Origin of the sequence: Brevibacillus brevis (assembly GCF_031583145.1) — a bacterium.
GTDB classification, from domain to species: domain Bacteria; phylum Bacillota; class Bacilli; order Brevibacillales; family Brevibacillaceae; genus Brevibacillus; species Brevibacillus brevis_E.
On sequence record NZ_CP134050.1, the window covers coordinates 5,846,980 to 5,872,860 of the forward strand.

Annotated in this window: 23 protein-coding genes; 5 read left to right on the top strand and 18 right to left on the bottom strand. The window is 56.4% G+C overall.

Annotated features, from left to right (window positions below; translation table 11 throughout):
- Positions 1-15 precede the first annotated feature (15 nt).
- A complete protein-coding gene (locus tag RGB73_RS28770; RefSeq protein ID WP_310766965.1) occupies positions 16-531 on the top strand; it encodes a stalk domain-containing protein in 516 nt (171 codons plus the stop codon).
- 56 nt (positions 532-587) lie between these two features.
- On the opposite strand, the gene RGB73_RS28775 is transcribed toward RGB73_RS28770, so the two are convergent.
- From RGB73_RS28775 to RGB73_RS28805, 7 genes are all read right to left on the bottom strand, one after another.
- The gene (locus RGB73_RS28775) at positions 588-1,571 is read right to left on the bottom strand and encodes an ABC transporter ATP-binding protein (RefSeq protein WP_310766967.1); all 984 of its coding nucleotides are present in this window, start codon (positions 1,569-1,571) and stop codon (positions 588-590) included.
- A gap of 15 nt (positions 1,572-1,586) precedes the next feature.
- Positions 1,587-2,549 carry an ABC transporter ATP-binding protein gene (locus RGB73_RS28780; protein ID WP_310766969.1) on the bottom strand — a complete coding sequence of 321 codons (963 nt, stop codon included), beginning with the start codon at positions 2,547-2,549 and terminating at the stop codon, positions 1,587-1,589.
- 12 nt (positions 2,550-2,561) lie between these two features.
- Positions 2,562-3,488, bottom strand: a complete 927-nt coding sequence (locus RGB73_RS28785; protein ID WP_310766971.1) for an ABC transporter permease — start codon at positions 3,486-3,488, stop codon at positions 2,562-2,564.
- Between the two features lie 15 nt (positions 3,489-3,503).
- Positions 3,504-4,421: an ABC transporter permease gene (locus RGB73_RS28790; RefSeq protein ID WP_310766974.1), complete on the bottom strand. Its 918-nt coding sequence runs from the start codon at positions 4,419-4,421 to the stop codon at positions 3,504-3,506.
- Between the two features lie 83 nt (positions 4,422-4,504).
- The gene (locus RGB73_RS28795) at positions 4,505-6,097 is read right to left on the bottom strand and encodes an ABC transporter substrate-binding protein (RefSeq protein WP_310766977.1); all 1,593 of its coding nucleotides are present in this window, start codon (positions 6,095-6,097) and stop codon (positions 4,505-4,507) included.
- A gap of 46 nt (positions 6,098-6,143) precedes the next feature.
- Positions 6,144-7,349: a M20 metallopeptidase family protein gene (locus RGB73_RS28800; RefSeq protein ID WP_310766983.1), complete on the bottom strand. Its 1,206-nt coding sequence runs from the start codon at positions 7,347-7,349 to the stop codon at positions 6,144-6,146.
- Between the two features lie 4 nt (positions 7,350-7,353).
- Positions 7,354-8,712 (bottom strand): M20 family metallopeptidase, encoded by a 1,359-nt coding sequence (locus RGB73_RS28805; RefSeq protein WP_310766986.1) that lies wholly within the window; start codon positions 8,710-8,712, stop codon positions 7,354-7,356.
- A gap of 210 nt (positions 8,713-8,922) precedes the next feature.
- Here RGB73_RS28805 and RGB73_RS28810 point away from each other — a divergent pair, with 210 nt between their 5' ends.
- Both RGB73_RS28810 and RGB73_RS28815 read left to right on the top strand, forming a co-directional pair.
- Positions 8,923-10,251, top strand: a complete 1,329-nt coding sequence (locus RGB73_RS28810; RefSeq protein ID WP_310766989.1) for a M20 family metallo-hydrolase — start codon at positions 8,923-8,925, stop codon at positions 10,249-10,251.
- 29 nt (positions 10,252-10,280) lie between these two features.
- Positions 10,281-11,405 (top strand): M20 family metallopeptidase, encoded by a 1,125-nt coding sequence (locus tag RGB73_RS28815; RefSeq protein ID WP_310766992.1) that lies wholly within the window; start codon positions 10,281-10,283, stop codon positions 11,403-11,405.
- A gap of 83 nt (positions 11,406-11,488) precedes the next feature.
- Here the strand turns inward: RGB73_RS28815 and RGB73_RS28820 are convergent, their stop codons facing one another.
- From RGB73_RS28820 to RGB73_RS28830, 3 genes are all read right to left on the bottom strand, one after another.
- Positions 11,489-12,940: a sigma-54 interaction domain-containing protein gene (locus tag RGB73_RS28820; RefSeq protein ID WP_310766995.1), complete on the bottom strand. Its 1,452-nt coding sequence runs from the start codon at positions 12,938-12,940 to the stop codon at positions 11,489-11,491.
- Positions 12,941-12,964: 24 nt separating this feature from the next.
- Positions 12,965-14,176 carry a trans-sulfuration enzyme family protein gene (locus tag RGB73_RS28825; RefSeq protein WP_310766998.1) on the bottom strand — a complete coding sequence of 404 codons (1,212 nt, stop codon included), beginning with the start codon at positions 14,174-14,176 and terminating at the stop codon, positions 12,965-12,967.
- Positions 14,177-14,462: 286 nt separating this feature from the next.
- On the bottom strand, positions 14,463-15,221 hold the full coding sequence (locus RGB73_RS28830; RefSeq protein ID WP_310767001.1) for an SDR family NAD(P)-dependent oxidoreductase: 759 nt from the start codon (positions 15,219-15,221) through the stop codon (positions 14,463-14,465).
- Between the two features lie 186 nt (positions 15,222-15,407).
- Here RGB73_RS28830 and RGB73_RS28835 point away from each other — a divergent pair, with 186 nt between their 5' ends.
- Positions 15,408-16,001, top strand: a complete 594-nt coding sequence (locus RGB73_RS28835) for a TetR family transcriptional regulator (protein ID WP_310767003.1) — start codon at positions 15,408-15,410, stop codon at positions 15,999-16,001.
- A gap of 199 nt (positions 16,002-16,200) precedes the next feature.
- Here RGB73_RS28835 and RGB73_RS28840 read toward each other — a convergent pair whose 3' ends face one another.
- Together RGB73_RS28840 and RGB73_RS28845 are read right to left on the bottom strand one after the other, a co-directional pair.
- Positions 16,201-17,919: a GMC family oxidoreductase gene (locus RGB73_RS28840; RefSeq protein ID WP_310767006.1), complete on the bottom strand. Its 1,719-nt coding sequence runs from the start codon at positions 17,917-17,919 to the stop codon at positions 16,201-16,203.
- 15 nt (positions 17,920-17,934) lie between these two features.
- A complete protein-coding gene (locus tag RGB73_RS28845; protein ID WP_396136152.1) occupies positions 17,935-18,696 on the bottom strand; it encodes a gluconate 2-dehydrogenase subunit 3 family protein in 762 nt (253 codons plus the stop codon).
- A gap of 141 nt (positions 18,697-18,837) precedes the next feature.
- On the opposite strand from RGB73_RS28845, the gene RGB73_RS28850 reads away from it, so the two are divergent.
- Complete coding sequence (locus RGB73_RS28850; RefSeq protein WP_310767013.1) at positions 18,838-19,629, top strand: hypothetical protein; 792 nt, start codon at positions 18,838-18,840, stop codon at positions 19,627-19,629.
- 46 nt (positions 19,630-19,675) lie between these two features.
- Here RGB73_RS28850 and RGB73_RS28855 read toward each other — a convergent pair whose 3' ends face one another.
- From RGB73_RS28855 to RGB73_RS28880, 6 genes are all read right to left on the bottom strand, one after another.
- On the bottom strand, positions 19,676-20,473 hold the full coding sequence (locus tag RGB73_RS28855; RefSeq protein ID WP_310767016.1) for an alpha/beta fold hydrolase: 798 nt from the start codon (positions 20,471-20,473) through the stop codon (positions 19,676-19,678).
- Between the two features lie 46 nt (positions 20,474-20,519).
- Positions 20,520-21,854, bottom strand: a complete 1,335-nt coding sequence (locus tag RGB73_RS28860) for an APC family permease (RefSeq protein WP_310767019.1) — start codon at positions 21,852-21,854, stop codon at positions 20,520-20,522.
- Between the two features lie 154 nt (positions 21,855-22,008).
- On the bottom strand, positions 22,009-22,434 hold the full coding sequence (locus RGB73_RS28865) for a universal stress protein (protein WP_310767022.1): 426 nt from the start codon (positions 22,432-22,434) through the stop codon (positions 22,009-22,011).
- Positions 22,435-22,593: 159 nt separating this feature from the next.
- The gene (locus RGB73_RS28870) at positions 22,594-24,261 is read right to left on the bottom strand and encodes a glutamine--tRNA ligase/YqeY domain fusion protein (RefSeq protein WP_396136153.1); all 1,668 of its coding nucleotides are present in this window, start codon (positions 24,259-24,261) and stop codon (positions 22,594-22,596) included.
- A 98-nt stretch (positions 24,262-24,359) separates the two neighbouring features.
- A complete protein-coding gene (locus tag RGB73_RS28875) occupies positions 24,360-24,959 on the bottom strand; it encodes an SET domain-containing protein (protein WP_310767024.1) in 600 nt (199 codons plus the stop codon).
- A gap of 202 nt (positions 24,960-25,161) precedes the next feature.
- Positions 25,162-25,881, bottom strand: coding sequence for a glycerophosphodiester phosphodiesterase (locus RGB73_RS28880; RefSeq protein ID WP_310767028.1), 720 nt, complete (start codon positions 25,879-25,881; stop codon positions 25,162-25,164).

Consider the following 25,881-nt stretch of genomic DNA (forward strand, 5'->3'; position numbering starts at 1 on the left):
GAAGAGGATTGCTACATGAAATGGGATATCAAGTCATTCATCGGGGGCATCGTCGTAGGTTCGGTGCTTTTCTCCGGGATTGCCATCGCCGCTCCCGCTTTTCCAGATGTGGCGGAAGGAACGAAGACGCCGTTTACCTACTACTTTGAAGGAGTGCCGAAATCTCCCCAGAGTGACGTGCAAGGCATTATGTACAAAAATTCTGTATACGTACCCATCCGCTTCGTCGCGGAAAATCTGAACAAGCCTGTCATCTACGACGCGAAGACGAAGTCCATCTTCATCGGCAAGCTGCCGGTATCCAAGATGTACTCCAAAATGGAAGCCGTAGAGCTCGTGAAAAAGAAACTGGCAGGCAGCCTCACTCCCTCGCACGTAGTCGAGTATGATCACGACGACGAAAAAGGCCATTATGTGATCCAAGTTTATCAAACCGTCGTGAACAACTTCCAATCTGGCGACAGCTACACAAACACGTATGGCTGGTTCGTGGTGAATCCGAATACAGGCGAAGTCAAATCGTTGCTATAATCGGCAAAAAAGAACAGCAGGCATAGGGAGCCCGCTGTTCTTTTTTCTTGGACCGCTCACACATTCAACGGAAAGTGGCAGACAGCGACATGGCCGTTCGCCCCCTGCTGCACGGGCGGTTCCGCTGTGCGGCAGATGTCCTGCACATACGGGCAGCGCGTGTGGAAATGGCAGCCGGACGGCGGATTGGCCGGATTCGGCAAATCCCCTTGCAGGACGATCCGCTCTTTGCGCTGCGTCGGGTCAGGAATGGGGACTGCGGACAGCAGAGCCTCCGTATACGGGTGCATCGGTCTGGCGAACAGCTCGTCGCGCTCGGCCATTTCCACGACTTTCCCCAGGTACATGACGGCGATCCGGTCGCTGATGTGCTTGACTGCAGGAAGCCCGTGGGAAATGAAAATGTACGTCAGCTGCAGCTCTTTTTGCAGCTTCTTGAGCAGATTCAGGATTTGCGATTGAATGGAAACGTCCAGCGCAGACACCGCCTCGTCGCAGACGATCAGACTGGGGTGCAGCGCGAGTGCCCTCGCGATCCCGATGCGCTGCCGTTGACCGCCGCTAAACTCGTGCGGATGCCGGCTCAGGTGATGGGCATCCAGCCCGACGAGCCGAAGCAGCTCCACGACCTTTTCCCGGATTTCCCCGCCCCGTCCGATGCCGTGCACGCGCAGCGGCTCGGCCACGATGTCCTCTACCCGCATCCTTGGATTCAGCGAGGAGTACGGGTCCTGGAAAATCATCTGCATGTTCCGGCGAACGGCCTTTTCCTCCTCCTTGGACAAGTTGGCCAGCCGTTTGCCCTCAAACCAGATTTCCCCCTCCGTCGGCTCGAGCAGGTGGAGGATCATCTGCCCGGTCGTCGATTTGCCGCAGCCCGATTCTCCCACGATTCCCAGCGTTTCCCCGCGATATACCGTAAAGGTGACCCCATCCACTGCGCGCACGTGGCCCGTTTGCTTGGAAAACATGCCTTGCTTGTACGGAAAGTACTTTTTCAGCCCCTTTACCTCCAGGAGCGCCTCTTTTGTCTGATTCATGGTCCCGTCTCCTCCTTAGGCATATAAGCAACGCGCAAGATGGTCCGCCGCCACTTCGACGAGGGCCGGATTTCTTTCCCGGCATTGTTCGGTTGCCACGGGGCAGCGGGGATGAAACTTGCAGCCTGCCGGCATGTCCAGCGGATTGGGTACGGCTCCCGGTATCGATTCCAGCTCCTCCCGCACCTCGTCCAGCTTGGGCAACGAGCCGAGCAAGCCTTTTGTGTACGGGTGCTTGGGGTTGGCAAACAGCTCGAACACATTGGCCTGCTCCACGATTTCTCCCGCGTACATGACGACGACCCGATCCGCCATTTCCGCCACGACTCCGAGGTCATGGGTAATCAGGATGACACCTGTCTCGTACTCTTGGTTCAGCTTTTTCAACAGCTCCAATATTTGCGCCTGGATCGTGACGTCGAGGGCTGTGGTCGGCTCGTCGGCAATCAGAAGAGCCGGATTGCACGCCAAAGCCATCGCGATCATGACCCGTTGCCGCATTCCTCCCGAGAGCTGATGAGGAAAGGAATCGACCACCTTATCGGCGCGGGGAATCCCTACCGTCTCCAGCATCTCGATGCTTTTTGCCCGGGCCTGCTGCTTGTCCAGCTGCTGGTGCAGGCGGAACACTTCGCCCAGCTGGTTGCCCACCGTGAAGACGGGATTGAGCGAGGTCATCGGCTCCTGGAAAATCATCGACATCTTGTTGCCGCGCAGCTTGCGGAGCTCTTTTTTGCTCATACCCAGCAGGTTTTGGCCATCCAGCAAAATTTCTCCGCCCACGACCTGGCCCGGCGGAGCGACCAGCCCCATGATGGAAAGGGAAGTGACGCTTTTGCCGCAGCCGGATTCGCCCACGATCGCCAGCGTCTCTCCCTTGGCGACCGAAAAGGAAATGCCATTGACGGATGGAGCGACGCCATCTTCAGTTTTAAAGTGCGTTTGCAGGTTTTTTACCTCGAGCAATTTGGCTTCCATTGGGCCACCTCCCTACTTTCTTGCCTTCATCCGCGGATCCAGCACATCGCGCAGCCAGTCCCCCAGGAACATGATCCCCAGCACCGTGACCGTGATCGCGATTCCGGGAAAGGTGGCGATCCACCAGCTTGTCGCCAAGTACTGCCGGCCATCGCTGAGCATGCCGCCCCACGAAACGGTCGGCGGCTGGATGCCCAGGCCGAGAAAGCTGAGCGAGGCTTCGGCGATGATGGTGGTAGCGACGCTCAAGGTGGATACGACGATAAACGAAGAAATGACGTTGGGTAAAATGTGGGTCAGGATGATTCTCCGGTTGCTTGCGCCTACGGTACGGGCCGCTTTGACATAGTCCCGCTCCTTTACCCCCAGCACTTCGCTGCGGATGATCCGCGCGTATTTCACCCAGTTGGTGAAGCCAAGCACGAGAATCAGGGTCATCAGGCTCGGTCCCAATACGGCCAGGATGACGAGCATGAACAGGATGTTGGGGATCGCCAGGAAAGCGTCGACGGTCCGCATGATCACACTGTCAATCCATCCTCCGTAATAGCCCGATGCCAGCCCGAGAATGACCCCGATCAGCCCGGCCAGGATTACGGCGCACACTCCGACCAGGAGCGATACCTGCGAGCCGTAAATGATCCGGCTGAGCACATCCCGTCCGAGGTTGTCCGTACCCAGCGGATTCGCGGAGGAGCCTCCCTCCATCCACATCGGCGGTTTCAGGCGCTTGGCCGCTTGTGTCTTCGCGGGGTCATGCGGAGCGATCGCGCCCGCGAAGACCGCCATGAACGTGACGGCGATGACGATAATGAATCCGATCGTCCCGGTTTTGCTCTTGAAGAGTAACCGGGCAAAGCGCCCGAGCCGTCCCGTCTGCCGTGCCGTTTTTCCCATCCCCTGCAGCTGCGGGGCTTGCGTTTCCAATGATGCCGACACATGGATCACCTCCGTTTAGTTGTACTTGATGCGTGGGTCCAACACCCGGTACAGGATATCCGCGATCAGATTGCTGATAATGACGAGAAAGGCGACCACGAACACGGCTGCCTGTACGATCGCCATGTCCCGGGCATTGACCGCTTGAATGATCAATTGTCCCATCCCCGGCCAGGAAAAAATCGTTTCCGTGATCAACGTGCCGCCGATCAAGGTAGAGGTCTGCAGCGCCATGATCGTGACCACGGGAATCATCGAGTTGCGCAGGGCGTGCTTGTAGACGACGATGCTCTCCAACAGCCCTTTGCTGCGTGCCGTCCGAATGTAGTCCTGATTCAAAATCTCGAGCATGCTGGAGCGGATCAGGCGTGTCATCTCCGCAGCAATCCCTGTACCCAGCGTAAAGGCAGGCAGCACCAGATTCTCGAAGGAGCCCCGGCCGGAGACCGGCAGGGCCTTCATTTCCACCGCGAACAACAGGATCAGCATGATTCCGAGCCAAAAATGCGGCATCGCTTTGCCCAGCACCGAACAGCCGGAAAAGAAAATGTCGAGAAAGGAATTGCGCTTCGTAGCAGAGAGGATGCCGAGCGGAATGGAAATGACGGTCGCGACCAGCATGGAGGCAATCGCGAGCTCAAAGGTCGCGGGAAGCCGCTCCAATACGATCGGGAGGGCCGGCATATCGTAGCGGAACGAGGTCCCGAAGTCCCCTTGAAGCATGTGGCCGATGAAGGTGAAGTACTGGACGTACAGCGGCTGGTCCAACCCAAGCGCCGCGATCAGGATGGCCCGGTCTTCGTCCGTCGCCGTATCGGCAAGCATCAGGGAGACGGGATCTCCGGTGCAATAGACGAGGACAAACACGATGATCGAGATCAGAAACAGGACAGGGATGATCTGAAGCAACGACTTCAGCAAATACTGCCTCATGGTGTCACCTCCGGATATGTCTTTGTAGCAGGAAGAGGTCTCGCCTTGAAGAGACCTCTCCTGGGAAATATTCGAGTTTTTCGTTACTTCAGGGTGATCTCGTCGGCGAACAGCATTTCGTCGAGACGCGGTTCAAAATTGATTTTGTCGCTGACTCCGTAGTTGGCGTTCATTTGGTACATGTAAATGTGCGGGCGTTCTTCCGCGACGATTTTCTGCACCTGTTGGTATTGCTTCGCGCGCTCTTCCAGGTTCATGTTCTTTTCTGCTTCCTTCAAAAGCTTGTCGACTTCCGGATTGGAGTAGTCGGACTCGCCTTTGGCGCGTTCCGTGGTCAGGCGGTCGAACGCCAAGGAGCCGTCAAACATCGAGTTTGCGTACGAAATCATGAACATCTCGCCAAACTTTTTCGCCTTGTACGTCTCATTGAATTTGCTCCACTCCATCAGGTCCAGCTTCGCACGGATTCCCACCTCGGCCAGCATCGCCTGGATCAGCTCGGCGGTCTCCTTGTCTTTCAAATAGCGGCCGCTCGTCGCGCTGAAGTTGATGTCGATGCCGTTCGGATAGCCGGCTTCCGCCAAGAGCTGCTTCGCCCGCTCGGGGTCGTACAGGGAGGTGTTGTAAAGCGATGGCTCCGCCCCGAAGTTTCCTGGCGTCACGCGCGTACGAGTCGGCGTGCCGCCTCCGGCCAGGATGCTGTCTACGATGGCCTTTTCGTCGATTGCCAGATCGATTGCCTCGCGCACCTTCGGATTCTCCGTCACGGTTCCTGGCGTCATTCTTAGCGTGAGCTGCATGACCCGCTGGGTAGGGCCTGTCGCCGTATGCGTGCCTTCGTTGCTGTCGATTCGCTCCAGATCGCTCGGCGGGATATTGACCGCGATGTCCACTCCTCCGGTCAAAAGCTCGGCCACGCGAGTCGCATCCTCCGGAATGGCCCGGAATACGAGCTTGTCCCACTTCGGCTTGTCCCCGAAGTACTGATCGTTTTTCACCATGATCAGACGATCGTCGCGCTCCCATTTCTCAAACTTGTACGGCCCGGTTCCCACCGGATTTTTGAGAAACTCATCCCAGCCTTTTTCTTTGATGTATTTCGAGGGCAGCATCCCCGAGCCCAGGCGGGACAGCCTGTTTAAGAGGACCGGCTCCGATTCGTTCGTGACGATCTCGATCGTATGCGGGTCGACCACTTTCACTTCTTGTATCTGCTTGTAGTTCCCGTATTCGAGGAGCTTCTGGTCTTTGGCGACCCGCTCCAGCGTAAATTTCACATCATCGGCGGTAAACGGGTCGCCGTTGTGGAAGGTGACGCCTTCACGCAGCTTGAAGCGCCAGGTCTTGTCGTTGACGATCTCCCACGACGTGGCCAGATCAGGCTGCACTTTCTGGTTTCTGTCCTTTTTCACCAAATAGTTGAACATGTTGACGTGGACCGCTTCCGTCGACGTGTTGTTGTGGTCGTGGATGTCGAAGCTGACGATGTCGTTGCCGCTTGCGATGGTCAATACTTTCTCGCCGGAATTGCCGCCCGATGCAGGAGCCGTGCCTGATGCCGCTTCCTGCTGCTTCGGTGCCGGTGTCGTCGTCGAGGACTGGCTGCTGCAGCCGACGAGCGCCGCCGACAGAGCCAGCACGGCAGCAAGTCCCATACCCGCCAAACGCTTTTTCATGGATGAATCCCCCTCTTCTATTCTCTCGTAGATCTATCTTTTGTCCTCAGTTGCTGCTCAGGTAGTTCAAGGCAAACGCAGACAGCATAGCGATCCCGATAGGAAGCGCATCTTCGTCGACATCGAACATGGGGTGGTGCAGCGGATACGTCGTCTGCTTGTCCGTATTGCCCACTCCCAGGCGGAAAAACACACCGGGCACATGCTCCGTGTAATACGAAAAGTCTTCGCCGCCCATCGACGGCTTGGTCAGCTCGTGCTTGTCCCCGCCCAGCACCTGATCCGCTGTCGCCAATAGCTGGTCTACCATCCGATCGTCATTGACGATGGAAGGATAGCCGAAATGGTAGTCAAATTCGTACGAGGCTCCCAGGGCCATCGTCACTCCTTTGACGACAGTCTCGATCCGCTGCGGCATCTGCTCCCTGAGCGCCGGATTCAGCGTCCGCACGGTTCCGAGCAGCTCTACCTCGGGAGCGATGACGTTGCTGGCGCTTCCTCCCTGGATCTTCCCGATGGTGATCACCACCGAATCGAGAGGATCGACTTGCCGGCTGGCGATATGCTGCAGCGCAGACAGCACTTCAGCTGTGACCGAGACGGAATCGATCGCCTGGTGCGGATGCGCCGCATGGCCGCCCCGTCCGATAATATTGATCCGGATCCGGTCGGCTGCCGCACAGCTAACACCGCGCACCGCCGTGATGCGCCCGGTAGGTACGCCGGGATAGACGTGGAGCCCCGCCATTGCGCCTATGCCAAAGTCCGTCAAAAGGCCGTCCTTGATCATCTCGTTCGCCCCTCCGAGCCCTTCTTCGGCAGGCTGGAAGACGAACGCGACATTGCCCCTCTCCGGCTGTCCCAGGCCGCTCAGAAACTGGGCCGCCCCCATCAGGATGCTGGTATGGGCGTCGTGGCCGCACGCATGCATTTTTCCTGCTACCGTGGAGCGGTACGGCGAGTCCTTTTGCTCGTGAATCGGCAAGGCGTCCATATCGGCCCGCAGGCCAATCGTCGGGCCCGGATTCTTGCCTCGCAAAAGGCCGACGACTCCGGTCCTTCCTACACCACGCTTTACCTCCAGCCCCAGCCTTTCCAGATGCCGAGCGACGATGTCCGATGTGCGCACTTCTTCAAAGCCGAGCTCCGGATTTTGGTGAAAGTCCCGGCGCCAGGCGGTCACCTCTTCCTTCAGCGCGCTGGCTTTCGCGAGAATATCCGAGCTGCGGTACAGCACGGGAACTTGGTCCATGCCCCTACACCTCCTTGGCGAACTCTTCGAAAATGGCGGCCATGTGCTTGATTCCCTGGATATAGTCCTCGACGATGACGTTCTCGTTCGGCGCGTGATTGTTGGAAGCGAAGTTGCCCACGCCTACCGATACGGCCGGGATGCCGAGGCTTTGGCACAGTATGTACATCGGTCCCGTGCCAGGCGACATCGGCATGATCGTCGGTTCCATCCCGTAGATGTCTTTGACCGTATTCACCACAGCCCGTGTCAGCGGATTGTCGAACGGGGTACGAGCCGGATGCTCCAGCGTAAAGCCCTCCATCTCGATATCGGAGAAGCCATGCTCGTCCAGATGCTTGCGCAGCAGGGTGAAGATTTCATGCGGGTCTTGGTCCGGCACCAGGCGGAAGTCCAGCTTGACCCTCGCTTCTGCCGGCAGAACCGTCTTGGAGCCAGGCCCGGTATACCCGGAAACCAGTCCGCATACGGTACAGGTCGGCTGGAAAATCAGCTTTTCCTTCAAGGGAACGCCTGTCAAATCGAGCAGGAACGACTTCAGCCCCAGCTTTTCCAGCGTGCTTTCCTCGTTGTAAATCATGTTTTCGAGCATGGCGACGTCATCCTCGTTCAGAGCTGCCACTTTGTCGTAGAAGCCTTTGATCTGGATTCTTTCGTCCGGCGTCTTCAATGTCTGAAGCGCCCACAGCAGCCGCCATGCCGGGTTTTCGATGATCGCCGCATTCGCGGAATGAAGGTCGGTGTTGGCGCCGCGGCACACCAGCTCCACGTAGCACATGCCCTTGACGCCGAGGCTGACCTGCGGACGTCCATCCGCGTTTTTATAGCCGAACTCCCAGATACAGCCGTCCGCTTGGATCATCTCGCGGTACTTTTCCACGAACTCTTCCAGGTGGACGCTGCCGATCTCTTCTTCCCCTTCCACGATGAACTTCACCCGAGTCGGGAGCTTCCCTCTCACCTGCTGATAGGCGTGAACGGCAGCCAGCCGCGCCATGAGATTTCCCTTGTTGTCCGCCACACCGCGCGCGTACATGCGGCCGTCGCGGATTTCCGCTCCAAAGGGCGGGGACTCCCACAGATCGACGGGGTCCTCTGGCTGCACATCGTAGTGATTGTAAAAGGAGAGTGTCTTCTCGCTCTCACCGGCGAATTCTCCGTATACGACGGGAAAACCGGACGTCTCCAGCTGCCGCGATTCCCCGCCGATCTCCTGGATGAACCGCTCCACCATGTTTGCCGTCTCTTTCATGCCACGGTTTTGCGCGGCGACACTGGGCTGGCGGCAAATCTCCTGAAGCCAGCGAATGTACATTTCCTTGTTCTGCTCGATGAATGCGTACACGTCCTGCACAGATGTCATCTCCTTTTACAGAAAAATTCGCTTATTGTTCACTTAGTATCAAAACTATAAAATATTAGAAAAACAGTGTCAACTTCAAATATTCTAAATTTTAAATTCATTTTTTCAGTAATCTTGCAGGTTTTGTTTCATTTGTGAAGAAACGCTTTTGTAAGCTGGGTCAATTTTGCGAATTTTTTTGCCATTTTGCATAGCAAAGGAGCCGAATGTATGGAAAAGCGCATAAACAGTCTCGTAGACCAAATGTATCCCTCCCTTCAGGAGTGGCGGCGGGATTTTCACAAGTACGCGGAATCCGGCTGGGTGGAATACCGCACGGCGAGTAAAGTGGCGAGCCAGCTGGCTGCCTGGGGGTATGAAGTAAAGGCGGGACGTGAAGTCGTGGCAGAGGATGCTCGTATGGGAGTGCCGCCCCAGGAGTTTCTCCGTGCACAGGAGCAGCGTGCCTTGTCTCAAGGCGCCGTCGCAGAATGGCTCCCGCAATTGTCGGGAGGCTTCACCGGAGTGGTCGGCATTCTCGACACCGGCAGGCCGGGACCTACCGTCGCCTTTCGCGTCGATATGGATGCCCTTGACTTGCAGGAATCCGGGGAGCTTGATCATCTGCCCGCAGCGGGAGCGTATGCGTCTGTCAACCCCAACATGATGCACGCCTGCGGTCATGACGCCCACACCGCCATCGGCCTGGGGCTTGCTTACGTCCTCAGTCAGTGCAAGGACGAGCTTCACGGGCGGATCAAACTGATCTTTCAGCCTGCGGAGGAAGGTGTCCGCGGAGCAAAGGCAATGGTCGAGGCTGGAGTCGCAGACGATGTCGATCGCTTGTTTGCGAGCCATGTCGGCACCGGCGTCCCTCTGGGCGAAGTCGTCTGCGGAGCTTACGGATACCTGGCGACGACGAAACTGGACGTGACGTACAGAGGGGTCGCCGCGCATGCCGGCGGCAGCCCGGAGGAAGGCAAAAACGCGCTGCTCGCAGCCGCTTCCGCCGTCATGAACCTGCACTCGATTACACGCCACAGCGGCGGCAATTCCCGGATCAACGTGGGCGTGCTGGAGGCCGGAAGCGGCCGCAACATCATTCCCAACCGGGCCGCTTTCAAGCTGGAGACGAGAGGCGACACGACCGAAGTCAACGAGTACATCCTCTCGCGTGCTCTCGATATCATCCAGGGCTCCGCGCAGATGTACGGAGTCGAATCCACGATCGAGATCGTCGGCAAAGCCGGCAGCAGCGATCCAAGCCCCGAGCTTTTGCCCTACATCCATGCGCAGGCTGGGAAAGTGCCGGAGGTGACCTCGGTCGTGGAGAGCATCTCGGCGGGCGGATCCGAAGACGCGACTTATTTGATGGAACGCGTAAAGCAAAACGGCGGCCTTGCCTCCTATGTCGTGTTTGGGACGACCCTGGCGGCTGGACACCATAACGAAAAATTCGACATCGATGAAGAAGTCATGAAAATCGCTGTGAAGACATTGGCGCTGTGCGCGCTGAACATCCACGAACTGGCGGCGCCCATCATGGCCGACGCACGTTAGCCACCATACGGATCAGGAGGAATGTCGATATGTCCAGTTTCTTCCATTACCTAAAAGAAAATGAAGCGAACATCCTGGCAGATTTGGAGCGCGTCGTCAAAGCGGAGTCTCCCACCCAGGACAAGCAGGCCGTCGATCGTTGCGGGGAAGAGTTTCAAGCCCTTTTTTCCGAGCGCCTGGGGCTCCATGCGGAAGTCATCCCGATGAGCGAGACCGGCAATCATTTGCGTTTTACCTACGGGACCGGAGAGGAACAAATCCTCATTCTAGGCCATATGGACACGGTCTGGGATATCGGACGACTCTCCTATCGGGTCGAAGGCAACAAAGCTTACGGACCCGGCATCCTGGACATGAAAAGCGGCATCGTCCAAGCGATTTGGGCGGTAAAGGCGTGCAAGGATCTGGGAGTCCCTTTGCAAAAAAGGATCGTGTTTCTCTGCACCAGCGACGAAGAGACGGGTAGCGCCAGCTCTCGGCCTTTCATCGAGGAAGATGCCCAAAAGAGCAGCGCCGTTTTGGTCGTGGAGCCCGCAGTGGCAAACACGGGAGCATTGAAAACAGCTCGTAAGGGAGTCGGCCATTTCACCATGTCGATCAAGGGGAAAGCGGCCCACGCAGGGAATCACCACGAGGATGGAATCAACGCCGTGGAGGAAATGGCCCACCAGATTCTGTTCCTCCAGGGGCTGACCGACTACGGAAAGGGAACGACCGTAAACGTGGGGATCGCTTCAGGTGGCACACGGACCAATGTGGTGCCGGAAAACGCCGTTCTCGACATCGACGTGCGAATCGACCGCTTGACCGAGGCCGAGCGGATTCACTCGCTGATCACACAGGCAAAGCCGCATTTGCAAGGCACTACCCTGCATATTTCCGGGGGAATCAATCGGCCTCCGATGGAGCGAACGGCTCAGACAGAGCGACTGTTTCAGCTGGCAGCGGACTGCGCGGAAGAACTGGGTATGACGCTCACGGAAGCAGCGGTCGGCGGCGGAAGCGACGGCAACTTCACCGCGGCTCTGGGTATTCCTACGCTTGATGGATTGGGAGCGATGGGGGAAGGGCCGCATGCCGAATACGAGCATATCCTGATCGATCAGCTGCCGGTCAGGGCGGCACTGTTGGCCGGATTGCTGTCGCGCCTGTAAGGATAAGCAAACGCGCGAGGCATATCGGTACGCAAACAGCCAGCCCGGATTTTGGCTTAGTCGCCGAATCCAGGCTGGCTGTTCTAGGTCAAATCGTATTTTTCCAGCTTCCGGTACAGCGTGGACAGGCTGATCTGCAGCTCGCTCGCAATTGCCGCCTTATCCTGGGCGTAGGGACCGCTCTCCAGGAAACCTGCCAGCACGGAACGTTCGAAGTCAGCCAGCATTTGTTCCAGCCCTTTTCCCTGCCGCTCTGCTGCCGACTCTCTTGCGGAAGGCAGCAGATAGTCCGGCAGATCGCCGCAGCCAATCGTCTCGCCATCCGCCATATTCACCATGTACTCGACCGCGTTTTCCAGCTGGCGGATGTTTCCCGGCCAATCGTAGGCCGCCAGCTTCTGCGCAAGCCCGGCATCCAGCTGGAGCTTGCCCTTTTGCAGCACTTTGGAATAGCGGTGCAAGAAATGATTCAGGTAGAGGGGAATGTCCTCCCGGCGCTCCCGAAGCGGGCGAAGCCGCAGCGGAATGACATGGAGACGGTAGTACAGGTCTTCCCGAAACGTCCCCTCCCGTACCATTTGCTCCAAGTCGCGATGCGTAGCTGCAATTACCCGCACGTCGACGCCGATCGTTTTGATGCCTCCTACCCGATCGACGGTTTTATCCTGCAGCACGCGCAGCAGCTTTGGCTGGAGAGACAGCGGAATGTCCCCCACTTCATCGAGGAAAATGGTGCCCTTGTGCGCCAGCTCGAACTTGCCTGGCTTGCCCTCGCGCCGCGATCCCGTAAAAGCGCCGCCTTCGTAGCCGAACAGCTCGCTTTCCAAGAGGGTCTCCGGAATCGCCGCACAGTTGATGGCCACAAAAGGATATCGGCTGCGCGGCCCTTCGCTGTGGATCGCCTTTGCCAGCAGCTCTTTCCCCGTCCCGCTTTCTCCCCGGATCAGCACGGTCGAGATGCTGCCGGCGACCTTCTTCGCTTTGGCGATCACATCCCGCAGTCCCGTCTCCGCCCCGATCAGCTGGGCGAAATACACCGGCCGCAGTGACGCTTCCGGGACTTCCTCCTGCATGTGGCAGCTCTTTTCCAGCTCTGCATCCAGCTCCAGCAGCTTGTGCTCGATCAGCGAGCTTATATGCTGCAAAAACGGCATCCACTTTTCCGAATGGTGGAGCATCTTTTCCTTCTGCTCGGGGGAAAAACCGATGATTCCGATAACGCCTACCGTCTTTTCCCGTTTGTGCACGGGAAAGCCGATGGTCGCAAGCTCCCGGCATTGCTGCAAAAACTTGCAGTTCATACACTCCGACTCGTTTTTTTTCATGTCAAAAATCATCCCCGGCTGTCCGGTCTGCAAGATCATCCGGAAAAACGAGCCTTCCGGGGCAGGCAGTCCCACGAGCTCCTGGTAGTAGCCAGTCCCGCTCACCCGGATTCCTTGTTCGTCCAGAATGGTGACGTCCAGTCCCAGCACATGGGCGATATTGTCCGCGTACGATTGGATGAATTCTTCGATGCGGGAAAATTCGGTCATGATCGGTCCTCCTGCACTTCGCTCCTACGCTTGGTCCGCCAACGCTCCTGCCCGCAGCAGGGACAGAGCTTGTTCCAGATCCCCGATGATGTCCTCTGCGTCTTCCAGGCCGGCAGACAAGCGAATCAGTCCATCCGTGATGCCAAACCTCTCACGCTCCTCTGGCGGGATGGAGAAATGGGTCATCGAGGCCGGATGCTGCACCAGCGTTTCCGGATCTCCTAAGCTAAACGATATCATAGCAAGGCTGAGGCCGTTCATGAAAGTTTTGGCTGCCTCGCAGCCGCCTTTCACTTCAAACGACACGATGCCGCCCATTTTTGCCATTTGCCGCTTGGCCAGCCCATGCTGCGGGTGATCGGGAAGTCCCGGGTAATAGACTTGCGAGATAGCCGGATGCTTCGCCAAATAGCAGGCGATCGCCTCTGCGTTTTGGCAATGCTGACGGACCCGCAGGCCGAGCGTTTTCAGTCCGCGCAGGATGAGAAAAGCGTCCCAGGCATTCAGATTTTGCCCGAGATCCCCCATGATGTGCTTGCGCATGAACTGGATATGCTCGCGCTTCCCGACGATGAATCCCGCGATGACGTCCCCGTGTCCGTTCAAATACTTCGTGGCGCTGTGCACCACCACGTCCGCCCCAAGCTCCAGCGGACGCTGCAAGTACGGGGTCATGAACGTGTTGTCTACGATCACCGTGAGGCCGCGAGCGTGCGCCAGCCTAGACAATGCTTCAATATCCAGCACGGTCAGGCATGGATTCGACGGCGTCTCGATGTACAGCACCTTGGTCTGGGGCAAAATCGCCCGCTCAACCGCCTGCAAATCGGTGCAATCCACAAAATCGGCCGCAATTCCGTACCTCGGCGCAAGCGTCGTCAAAAATTTGAAGCTGCCTCCGTAGACATCCCGGGTACACACGACGTGATCGCCTTGCCGCAAAAAGGCAAGCAGCGCCGCCGAAATCGCGGCCATGCCGCTGCTGACTCCCAGAGCTGCTTCTCCGTTTTCCAGGGCGGCGATTTTGGCTTCGAGTATCGAAATCGTAGGATTGCCGTAGCGTCCGTAATACGTCCCTTCCGTTTCCCCTGCTACGCATGCAGCTGCAGCAGCCGCGTCGGGAAATGCGTAGGCGACAGCGGGCACCACCGCCGATACGACCGCCCCTGTTTTCGGGCAAGGCTCCTGCGCCGCATGGATTGCCGCTGTATCCCATCCCCATTTCTTTGTCGACATCGTCTGACTCTCCCCTTTTCCGTTTTACCCATTGGCTTAAGCAAAAAGCGTGCCACGTGCAAAATGCAAGCAGTGACGCCGATTTCGAGTCTGGAAGCCGAATCGTTTTCGCATGGCTGCAAAAGCATCTTGTCATTGCTGCGAAAGTGCTTTGGGAAATACGGACGCGCTCGGGGAGCTGTGAAGCCTAGGGTGCAGAGATAATAAGGCAGCTGCGTAAAGCCCCGAATTGCCGCGAGCGCCGCAGCACCGTTCCCGGAAGCTCGCGCCGACGGTTACCGATAGTTTAGATCAACATGCCGCCAGAGACCTCGATGCGTTGGGCATTGACCCAGCGATTCTCGTCGGAGAGCACCGAAGCGATTGCCTCGCCGACGTCGTCGGGTTCTCCGACGCGGCCGAGGGCCGTCATCCCCGCAATCATCTTTTTCAGGTCTTCATTGGTACGGAGTCCGCTGAAGTCGGTCGCGATGGCTCCCGGGGCGATGGTATTGACCGCAATCCCGCGAGGACCCAGCTCTTTCGCCAGATAACGAGTCAGGACCTCGATCGCGCCCTTCATGGAGGCGTAGGCGCCGCTCTCCGGTATGGTCATGCGAGTAAGACCCGAGGAAATGTTCACGATCCGGCCACCGTCATGGATAAGCTGCAGCAGCTTCTGGGTCAGAAAGAACACGCCCTTGAAGTGCACTTCATACAGCTGGTCCAGCTCTTCCTCCGTGGTCTTCTCGAAGGCTCTGTGATGCGAGATGCCGGCGTTGTTGACGAGATAGTCAAAGCGCTCGGCACCCAGCTTTTGAAGCGTCTTGCCTACATCTTGCACGAAGGAATCGAATGTGCCGACAGCGCCGGCATCGAGCTTCAAGGCAACGGCTTCGCGCCCGGTATCGCGGATCAGAGAGATGACTTTGTCCGCTTCTTCTTGATTTGACTTGTACGTGAAAATGATGTCAACACCACGGCGCGCAAGGCTCAGCACAGTGCTTCGGCCGATGCCGCGGCTTCCTCCGGTAACCAAGGCAATCTTGCGGTTCGGTTGCGTCATGGACATTTCCTTCTTTCGTTAAGGATTTACCAATCAGTATATAACCATCTGGTTAGTTATAAAATATATCTAACTAACTGGTTTGTCAAATAAAGAATTGGTGTGATATATTTTTTGTACACCGCGGCCTCGCCAAAAGCATGGCGACTAATGGGAAAGGTATAGATATGGCAAGGAGGGACATGCGTGAGGAATGCCGAGGCAACAAGAGAACGCATACTAGAGGCGGCACTGGAGGAGTTCTCCTCCTATGGCGTCGCGGGTGCTCGCGTAGATCGCATCGCCAAGAACGCCGGCTGCAACAAGAATATGATCTACGTGTACTTTGAGAATAAAGAAACGCTGTTTAAGACGGTCCTGCAGAAGCACCTGGCACGCGTCTATGAAGAGAATGAGTTTACGCCCGAGGATCTTCCCGGCTATGCGGCTAGAGTGTTCGAATACGCCATGACGCATGCTGATCTGTTCCGGTTAATGGCCTGGTATGGTTTAGAGAAGAGTGTAATAGGCGACTTGGCAGACCGTTCATCTGTCCAGGAGAAGAAGCTGCAAATGATCGCAGACGCGCAAGACGCCGGACAGGTAGGACAGACGTTCGCCCCGGGCTTCCTGATGACTGCCATCATGGCCCTGGCTACCGCATGGACGGCGACCAATCCGTTCGGTCCGTCATACGACCGCAATGCCGTGGAGAGGCTGGACGAGACAAAAGAAGCCGTCGCCACGGCCATTCGTTTATTGGCCAAAGGCGAGGAAGGCAGCGCAAAGCCGACACGCTGAACTTATGTTCAAATACGTGGTGATTTGGAAGACCGGGATTCCTTTTACTGTAAGGGGTTCCGGTCTAAAACTTTATTATCACTGAAAGGCCGACCAGGCACGATAGCCATGTTGGATACCCGGCTTCGCCATGCCTTTTGGAGGAGCCGCGCAAAAAGACCGCCGGATTGCCCGACGGCCTTTGCCTTTGCTGCTGCGGTTAGACGACCATGCCGCCTCCGCTCTTGTGGTACTTCAGAATGCCCTCCGCACACCGGTACGACAGCGCCCCCATCGTTCCGGTCGGATTGTATCCGCTGTTGTGGCCAAAAGCGGAAGCTCCGACTACAAACACGTTTTCCGCGTCCCACATTTGCAGATAGTTGTTCACGGCCGACGTATCGGGCGAAGCTCCCATGATGACGCCACCCGTGTTGTGCGTGGACTGGTACGGAACGATATCGTACGGCCCCAGCTTTCCGTTCACTTCCACCTTGCTGGCCCCCATTTCCTGGAGCAGCTCTCCGCACCTTTCCGCCGTGAATGCAGCCAGCTGCCTGTCCTGCTCCTCGAAGTCGAAGGTGATGCGGATCAGCGGATCCCCGAACACGTCCTTGTATGTCGGATCGAGGTCGAGGAAATGATGGCGGAAAGGCATGGACGCGCCTTGTGCGCCTACACTTAGCGTTCGATTGATGTATTTGAGGGAGGCTGCCTTGAAATCTTTGCCCCAGCTCGGCGTTCCCTGCGGCACCGGGTTCGTCTGAATCGGCCGCTGACCTGTCATCGTATGGCTGATGCTGGCGCCGTGAATGAATTTCAGGTCTTTGTGATCGAAGTTGTCGCCATTGAAATCGTCCAGTACGATTCCGAGCGCCCCTGCCCCTGCATAGTAGTTGAATTCCCGATCCTCGAAGAAGCCGGTCGCACCGCCGCGGATGACCTGATAGGCGTAGTTTTTGCCGATGACGCCTTTGCCCGTATTCGGATCATAGGGACGGCCGAGCTTGGACAACAGCAGTAGCCTGGTGTTGTTGAACACGTAGCTGGTCAGCACGACGATGTCCGCCGGCTGTTCGATTTCCTCGCCCGTGGTGACATCGGTGTACAGTACGCCTGTCGCTTTGTTGCCGGTATGTAAAATGCGGCGAACCTGTGAATGGGTGCGAATCTCGAACTTTCCTGTTTTTTGGGCGACGGGGATGACGGTAACGACCGGGTCTGCTTTTGCCCCGTATTCGCATCCGAAGCGCTCACAGAAGCCGCAATACTGGCAAGCTGCCCGCGAGATTCCATCCGGATTGGTATAGGCTTCGGAAAGATTCGCCGATGGCAGCATGTACGGATGCCAGTTTTTCTTCTTGGCGGCTTCCTCAAACATCTTCATGCTGGGCATTTTCTTCATCGGCGGAGTCGGATACGGCTTGGAGCGCTTGCCGGCAAGCGGATTTTCCTCGCCCGAAATGCCCGCCATCCGCTCGAATTTGTCAAAGTACGGCTCCAGTTGATCGTATGTAATGCCCCAGTCCTGGATGGTCATGTCCGCCGGAATTTTCTTTTCGCCATACCTCTCGACGGTCTTGCTGCGAATCTCAAAATCGTACGGAAGGAAACGGAAGGTATGGCCGTTCCAGTGAACGCCAGCTCCTCCCAATCCGGTACCGAGCAGAAACGAGCCGTACGACCTCATGGGAAGCGCACGGACGCTGGTCTTGCTGCGAAACGTGATCGTTTCCTTGGACAAATCCTGCATCAATTCATAGCGCAGCGCGTAGCGGAGCTCGTCGTGCACCATGAAGTAATCTTCCGTTTTTCTTTCCTTGCCTCGTTCCAGGCCCACTACATTCAGGCCTTGCTTGGTCAGCTCCGAGGCGATGATTCCTCCGCCCCAGCCTACCCCAACGATGACCACATCGACTTTTGGCAGTTTTTTGGCCATATCTGTCAGTCCCCCTTATCCGTGTTGATGATCCCGCAAACTCAGGGGAGCCATCTTCACAAACTTGTCCTGCTCAATGACTTGCGAATACGTCATCTGGTTACCCGGATAATTTTTCAGCTTCCAGCCGTCCATGTTTTTGTTTCCGCCGTAGAGCGGATCCGAGTAAACGCCTTCGAGGGTGCTCGCACGGAGCATCTTGAAAAAGGCACTGGCAGAGATCGTGGTCAATTTCACCTCATCGGTTTCAAACGCCTTGAGCACCTCATCCTGCTGCTCGGGCGCGAGTTCGTAAAATTTCTTTTTTTGCGTGCTGTTGCTGTAGTTGTTCATTTCCTGGATGCCGATATCAAAAATTTCGCGCCGCTTCAGCCTGCCTTGATAGCCTTGGGTAGCTTCGCCCTGATAAAAAGGTCCCTGCATGTAGTCGCGCGAGTTGAAGCCCCAATCGCCCGCCAGCTGGTGATCGATAAAATAAGCCGCGCCGAGCGCCTTGGCTCCCGGCCCGTTCTCGTCCTCGGGAAAAATCCGTTCGCAGGCTGCATCCACCACCTTGAACTGTTCCGGAGTGAAGTACATCAATGCCTGATTGAAGTCGGCTGTCGGAGCGGGTGTCGCTCCCGGTTGCGTCGGTGCTGGTGTTTTCGGTTTGGCGAGCAGGCTGCCAGCCACTCCACCGACAACCAGTCCACCGATCACAAGGCCAGAGTTTTTCAGAAAGTTCCTTCGTGATACGGGTTGATCATTCTCATTGTTTGTTTGTGCCAACACTACCACCTCCTGATGTCTCTATTCACCTGTTTGTGCATATTTCTGCCAAGTTAAACAGCACTCCTTACATTTTTTCCAACAACCTCCTTAAATACTCAAAGATGTGCGGGCGCACGATAAAGAAAACAGCATAGCAGGAGGGATTTCATGAAACAGGTTGGAAAATGGGTCGGTACAGGGCTGGGATTGGTTCTTCTGCTGACCGCTTGCAACAATCAGGCGGCCCCTAATAAACAGAATCCATCCCGGACACAGTCGTCTCAACAGGGTGCACAATCGGCTCAACATGGCGCACAATCAGCTCAACAGGGCACCCAAACAGGTCAACATGGCACTCAAACCGGTCAACAAGCTACGCATACGGCCCAAACGCAAAACCAGGCGGCAACCGGTACGGAGACCGTCATTCCCAGCGTAGACCGGGAAAAGAAGCTGACCACGAACGCACAAGGCACTACGCATAGCGGAATGGGCACAAACGTGTACAGCACCATCGGCAGCTCCCACCTCCATGGCGGCGGCCCTTCGACCAAGCTGGAAGCGCAGCTGAATGCGGCCGGAATCCACGGCGTGCAAGCGCTGATCGTCCAAGACGCTGTCGTCCTCTGCCCTTCCACAGCCGGCAGCCAGTCGATCAACCAAATGGATCCGATGCAGTCCCATCTCATCAGCCATCTCTCCGGCAGCTCTTACCGCGGGAGCGAAAATACGTCCTACCGACAGCCGGGGACCACGGGTACGAGTGACCAAAACACGCATTTTCAGCAGGCACGTGCGCACATTCACCGTCTGTACGGGACCGATACCCGCGTGCTGACCGTTTCCTCCAAGGCAGGGATCACCGCCTTCGAACAAGTGAAAAAACAGCTGCGCGCAAACAAGCATGACGCAAAAACAGCCGAGGCCATCAACAAGGTCCTGCGAGAAGCAAAGCGGTAAACATACTTTTCCCCGTACAAAAAGGGACAAGCATTTCGCTTGTCCCTTACTTGTTCCATACGTTTTTGATTTCTTCCACGATGTCATCCGGGTTCGTCACCATCAGCAAATGAAGGGAGTCCGGAATCGTCCGAATGACGGCATGCGGCACCAGTCTTGCGTAATCGGCGGCAGCTTGCCGGAAAAAGCCTCGCTGACCGTCGTCAGCTAGCCCCTTTTCATCCGCCAAGAGCAACCGGACCGGGCAAGACAAGGACGGAAACAGCTCTTCTTTCGGAAAAGCCGAGTACTCCCGGAAATACGCAGAAAAAGCTTCTCGCGGCAGACGATACCCGTATTTCCCGTCCTCCTTGCGCTCCAGCTCGGTTGCCATCCATCCGGGTGGAAGCTGCCCGTCTCCGTATCTGCGGGCAAATTGGCTTTCCGCCTCCTCTACAGAAGAAAACCTTGCTGCAGCCAGCCTCTCCACCGTAGATTCCAGCTCAAACCCCGGCATGTCCGCCAGCCGGTAAAAGCCACCATCCAGCAATACCAGCCCCGTGACGCGCCTAGGCTCCCGGACTGCCAGCATCTGTGCCGGCACGGCAGAAAACGAGGCAGCCACGACTGTCACCTGCTCCAGTCCTTCCGCATCCAGCAATCCGCTCAAATCTTCGACGATGTCGGCAAACGTGTACGAAGCCGCATCGGTCGATTGCCCGTGTCCGCGCAGGTCGACGGCCACGACTCGATAATGCTCGGCCAGAGCAGGGACGATCCCCGCAAACAGCATCCGCGTATTGCGGATCGCGTGCAGGAGCAGGAGGACGGGGGCATCCTCATTCCCCGCCATTCCGTACGACATGGCGAATCCGCCTTTTGACAATGTTTTGACGATAGGAAAAACAGGCTTACTCTTCAAATCGCATCCGTTCCAATCTTGTTCGTTTGACTTTTACCAAGTATAGCAGATAAACGACCCCAAGACAGGTCCAGACCAGACCCAAAACCATCGACTTTACGTCCAGATGGACCCACAGGAAGCCGACAAATGCCGCGCCGATCAAGGGAGACAGAAGATACCGCCACCAGTCTGTCACCTGTACACGCTTTTGTCTCCATACGTAGTAAGCGATGACGCTGATATTGACGAAGCTGAATGCGATCAGCGCCCCGAAGTTGATGAACGAGGTAGCCGTCAGCAGATCCAAAAACAGGGCCGCCATCATCAGGAGCCCGACCAGCAGGACGTTGAACAGTGGGGTTTTCAGCTTGGGATGCACGTAGCCAAACCACCTTCTGGGCAAATAACCGTCGCGGCCCATGGCGTACAGCAGCCGCGTCACACTGGTCACGGAAACGAGACCGGACGCCAATGTAGACGACAGGGCCGCCGCCAGAAACACGAGCTGAAAGATCGTTCCCCCGATGGACAGGGCGATTTCGGCCGATGCCGCTTCCGGATCGGAAAAAACGGACGCATCGGGAAACAGCGACTGCGAGAAGTATGACGCAGTGATGAACAACGCCCCTCCCCCCAGAGCGACGAGCACGATGCCGCGGGGGATCGTCTTCTTCGCATCCACGGTTTCCTCCGTCAGGGTAGTGACCGCATCAAAACCGAGGAATGAAAAACAGAGAATCGAAGCGCCCGAAAGCAAGGCTGCCATCGACAAGTCCGGAGAAATGAACGGACGCGCGGAAAAGACGTGACCGATTCCGCCTTCGTACAGCAAGCCGCGAATCGCCAAAGCCGCAAAGATCGCCACGACGCAAATTTGAAACAGCACCAGGAATGAATTCACCGACGCCGTCACCGTTACCCGGAACACATTGAGCGTCGTAATCAAAAGAATGAAGCCGATAATCCACCAATGCGTCGGAACATCGGGGAATACAGACGACAGGTACACACCTGTGAGAAGAGCATTGATCATAGGTAAAAACAAGTAGTCCAGGAGGGATGCCCATCCCACCAAAAACCCTGCGTACGGATGGATCGTCTGCTGGGTATACGTATAGGCAGTCCCAGCCGAAGGAAACACCCGTACCATTTTTCCGTAGCTCGCCGCCGTAAACAAAATGGCGAGAAGCGTGACCGCATATGCAGCGGGAACATGCCCTCCCGTCTCTTCGGCCACGATCCCGAACGTATCAAAAACGGCCATGGGAGCCATATAGCCCAGTCCGATCACCACGATATGCCACAGTTTCAGACTGCGTTGAAGCCCGGTACTTCCATTCACTGCCTGTCCTCCTCTCTTGGAACAACATGAATAATTATACATGGCTTTCGGAAAATATCCACAACTTCGATGGTTGGAAAAGCCTATTGCGTCAAACGGCCGGCCTTTCTTTCTTCTCTAAAAAAAAAAAAGACCGCCCAAAAGGCGATCCCCTTTACTTTACAAGCAGCACCGGAATCGGCGAGTGGTGAACGACAGAGTGGCTGACGCTGCCGAGGAATTCCCGAAGTCCGCTCAGCCCCCGGTTGCCCATGATGATGAGGTCGCTGCCGCTTTCATTGGCAAGCTTCAAAATGACGGGAGCAGGGTGACCCTCCAGGAGAATCGCTTCCGTGCGGTTGGGAAGCCCGGCCAAAGCCTCCTTGGCCTCCGCGAGGACAGCCTCCCCTTCCTTGAAAATGTGCTCCTCCAACGTTTGAATGACGGTCACTGCCGGGTCGGGCAAGGCAGGAATCGTCACGACATGGGCGACGACGATCTCGATCGCCGGATCGGTCTGTGCCAGCTTCACGGCTTTTTCGAGCGCCTTTTTGGCTAATGCGGATCCATCGTACGGAACGAGTATTTTGCTGCAGAGCATAGGATCACAGCCTTCCTTCTGCGTGTAGTTTCATATCTCACCATCAGTATACCACAATCAAACATTTACGTTAACGTTAACGTAACGTAAAGCCAAAAAAAACGCTGCCGCGCACAGAGAGTCGTGCGGACAGCGTCCGTAGGTGCATCTATTTTTTCGTTATTTTTTCGGCAGTTCAAACGAGCTTTTCAGCGAAACGATGCGGTTGAAGACCAGCTTGCCGCCCTTCGTATCTTTCGGATCGACGTTGAAGTAGCCGTGGCGGAAGAATTGGTATTTGTCTTGCGGCTGCGTATCCTTCATGTTTGGCTCTACGAAGCCGTTCACGACTTCAAGCGAATTCGGATTGATGTTGTCCAGGAACGTTCCTTCGCTCTCTTCTTCCTCGAGAATCAACGGCTCGTACAGGCGGAATTCGGCCGGTACCGCTTGCGTAGCCTCGACCCAGTGAATGGTCCCCTTTACTTTGCGGCCGGTAAAGCCGCTTCCGCTCTTGGTTTCCGGGTCGTACGTGCAGTGCAGCTCGATGACATTGCCGTCCGCGTCCTTGATCACGTCGTTGCACTTGATGAAGTACGCGTGCTTCAGGCGCACTTCATTGCCAGGGAACAGACGGAAGTACTTGCTCGGTGGATTTTCCATGAAGTCGTCGCGCTCGATGTAGATTTCGCGGGAAAACGGGATTTGGCGATTGCCCATCTCTTCGTTTTCCGGGTTGTTTTCCGCATCCAGCATTTCCACCTGGCCTTCCGGATAGTTGGTGATAACCACCTTCAGCGGATTCAGGATCGCCATGGTTCGCGGCGCCTTCAATTTCAGGTCCTCGCGGATAAAGTGCTCGAGCATCTTCTCATCCACTGTGCTGTTGCTGCGCGCTACCCCGATCTCGCGAGCAAACGCGCGGATGGATTCAGGTGTATAGCCTCGGCGGCGGAAGCCTGCGATGGTCGGCATGCGCGGATCGTCCCAGCCGTCCACGATTTTCTCGTCCACCAGCAGCTTGAGCTTCCGCTTGCTCATGACGGTGTTGGTCAAATTCAGACGGGCGAATTCATACTGATGAGGCACGTGCTCCATCTCGCACTCCGCTACGACCCAATCGTACAGCGGGCGGTGGTCTTCAAACTCCAGGGAACAGAGCGAATGCGTCACGCCTTCGATCGCATCCTCAAGCGGGTGGGCGAAGTCGTACATCGGGTAGATGCACCACTTGTCCCCCGTGTTGTGGTGCGTCGCATGGGAGATCCGGTACAGGACCGGGTCGCGCATGTTGAAGTTCGGGGAAGCCATGTCGATCTTCGCGCGCAGCACTTTTTCTCCGTCCTTGAATTCGCCATTGCGCATGCGTGCGAACAAATCGAGGTTTTCCTCCACCGAGCGATTGCGGAAAGGACTCTCCACGCCAGGCTCCGTCAGCGTTCCTCGGTATTTGCGCATATCTTCCGCAGAGAGGTCGTCGACGTACGCTTTCCCCTTCTTGATAAGGAGCACGGCACGGTTGTACATCTCTTCGAAGTAGTCGGAAGCAAAAAAGAGCCCGTCCCATTTGAAGCCGAGCCAAGACACATCCTCTTTGATGGCGTTGACGTATTCCGTATCTTCCTTGAGCGGATTGGTGTCGTCAAAGCGCAGGTGGGCTTTCCCGGAAAACTCGTGCGCCAATTCGAAGTTCAGGCAGATGGCCTTCGCATGTCCAATATGGAGATACCCGTTCGGTTCCGGGGGAAAGCGGGTAATGACTTCTTTTACTTTGCCTTCTTGCAAGTCATCGATCACGATATTGCGGATAAAGTTGGATGACGCTACCTTGTTTTCCAATGAAATCAACCTTTCACTTCACCTTTACATTCCATAATACTGATTCTCCTGCGTAAGTTCAACAAAATCGGGCCGCAGCAAGCCGGCCCGATGCTTCTCGCTCTTGGCTATTTTCCCGATCGTGGCTGGCAATAGAGCTGAATCACCGAATCCAGCGGCATATGATGCTCGAGAATGGCGCTCAACTTTTTTTGGTGCTCGGGGCGGATCAGATGCCGCAGAGGCTGCTCGACATGGTTGAAGCGTTCGAAAGCGCCTGCCGCTATTTCATCCCACCGCCGATAGTAACGCAAGAGATCGTCCGGCATCACACGCGAGCGGTCTGTGCCTTCTTCCGGGAAACAATCGAACGGTTCATCCAAATTCAACGTTCCGTAATCGTCCGTCAGTTCTTCGCCCGGGTGAATGTCTCTCGCCGCCAGCTCCATATCGTAGACGGTCGCGACGCAGGTCGCATGGAAGCTGTGATTCACGTAACGGGCCTTATCCCAGCAAAGGATGTACTTGCCGAACTGATTTCTGAACGAATACTTTTGCACGTCCTGTTTTCTCAGTGGGTCCAGTGTTTCCACAAAAGCAGGATCCAATACCTGGTCCAGGTCATCCTGCACCCACACGATCGTTCCTTTGGGAATGAACTTGGTCGCAAACACGCCGTACCCGATTTTCTCGTTGATGAAGCGCAATTCGGTATCGGGATGCATCATGGTCCTTTGTCACTCCTTGGCAAAGCTGCCCTTTTTCTTATCATAAGCAGGTCGGCCAGCGAAGGTGTACGAATAAGTGCAAAATCCGATGAATTTGGTTGGTATTATCTTTTGGCACGGAAGGGACATGGGACATACATAGTTCCCCAAACCAGAAAAAGCCGCACGAAGCGCTGCTCCGGCGGCTCTTTATCCATTTCCTTTACACGAACTCCAGCATCCGATCCGGATGGTTGGTGCAGATCTCCACGCCCGGGTGCCACGACATGACTGTCCGGATATGCTCCGGGTTGTCAAGCGTCCAGGCGATGACCCGGTAGCCCCGCTCAAGCGCTTCCTCTGCAAGGTCGCGAGTCAGATACGGGTACTCCATCGACAGGATGTTGGCACCTGCCTCCTCTAATTGCTCCAGCATCAATACGGGGCGTCCGCAGACGATCAGTCCTGTCAGTACGGTGTCATCCAGCGTCCGTACATGGCGGATCAGTTCGTGGTCAAACGACGTGATGTAGACCTCGCTCTTCATATCATACTGCTCCAACAGCTCCAACACTTTTTCCGCGATGCCGGGATACATGTCGCTCGTCGCTTTCAGCTCGATGTTGAGAGTGCACCGGCCTTTGACCGCTGCCAGCGCCTCCGCGAGCGTCGGGATGCGCTCTCCCGCGAATTTCCGATCCAGCCAGCTGCCTGCATCCAGTTCGCGCAGCTCCGCCAGTGTGTGATCCTTGACCAGCCCTTTTCCGTTCGTCGTTCGCTCGAGCCTGAAATCGTGGATCAGTACGGGAACTCCGTCACGCGAAAGCTGGACGTCTACCTCCATCGCCCGGATCGCGGGCTCAGCGAGTGCGAGACGAATCGCTGTCATCGTATTTTCCGGCGCCTTACCCGACCATCCCCGATGTGCCATGCAAATGTTCAT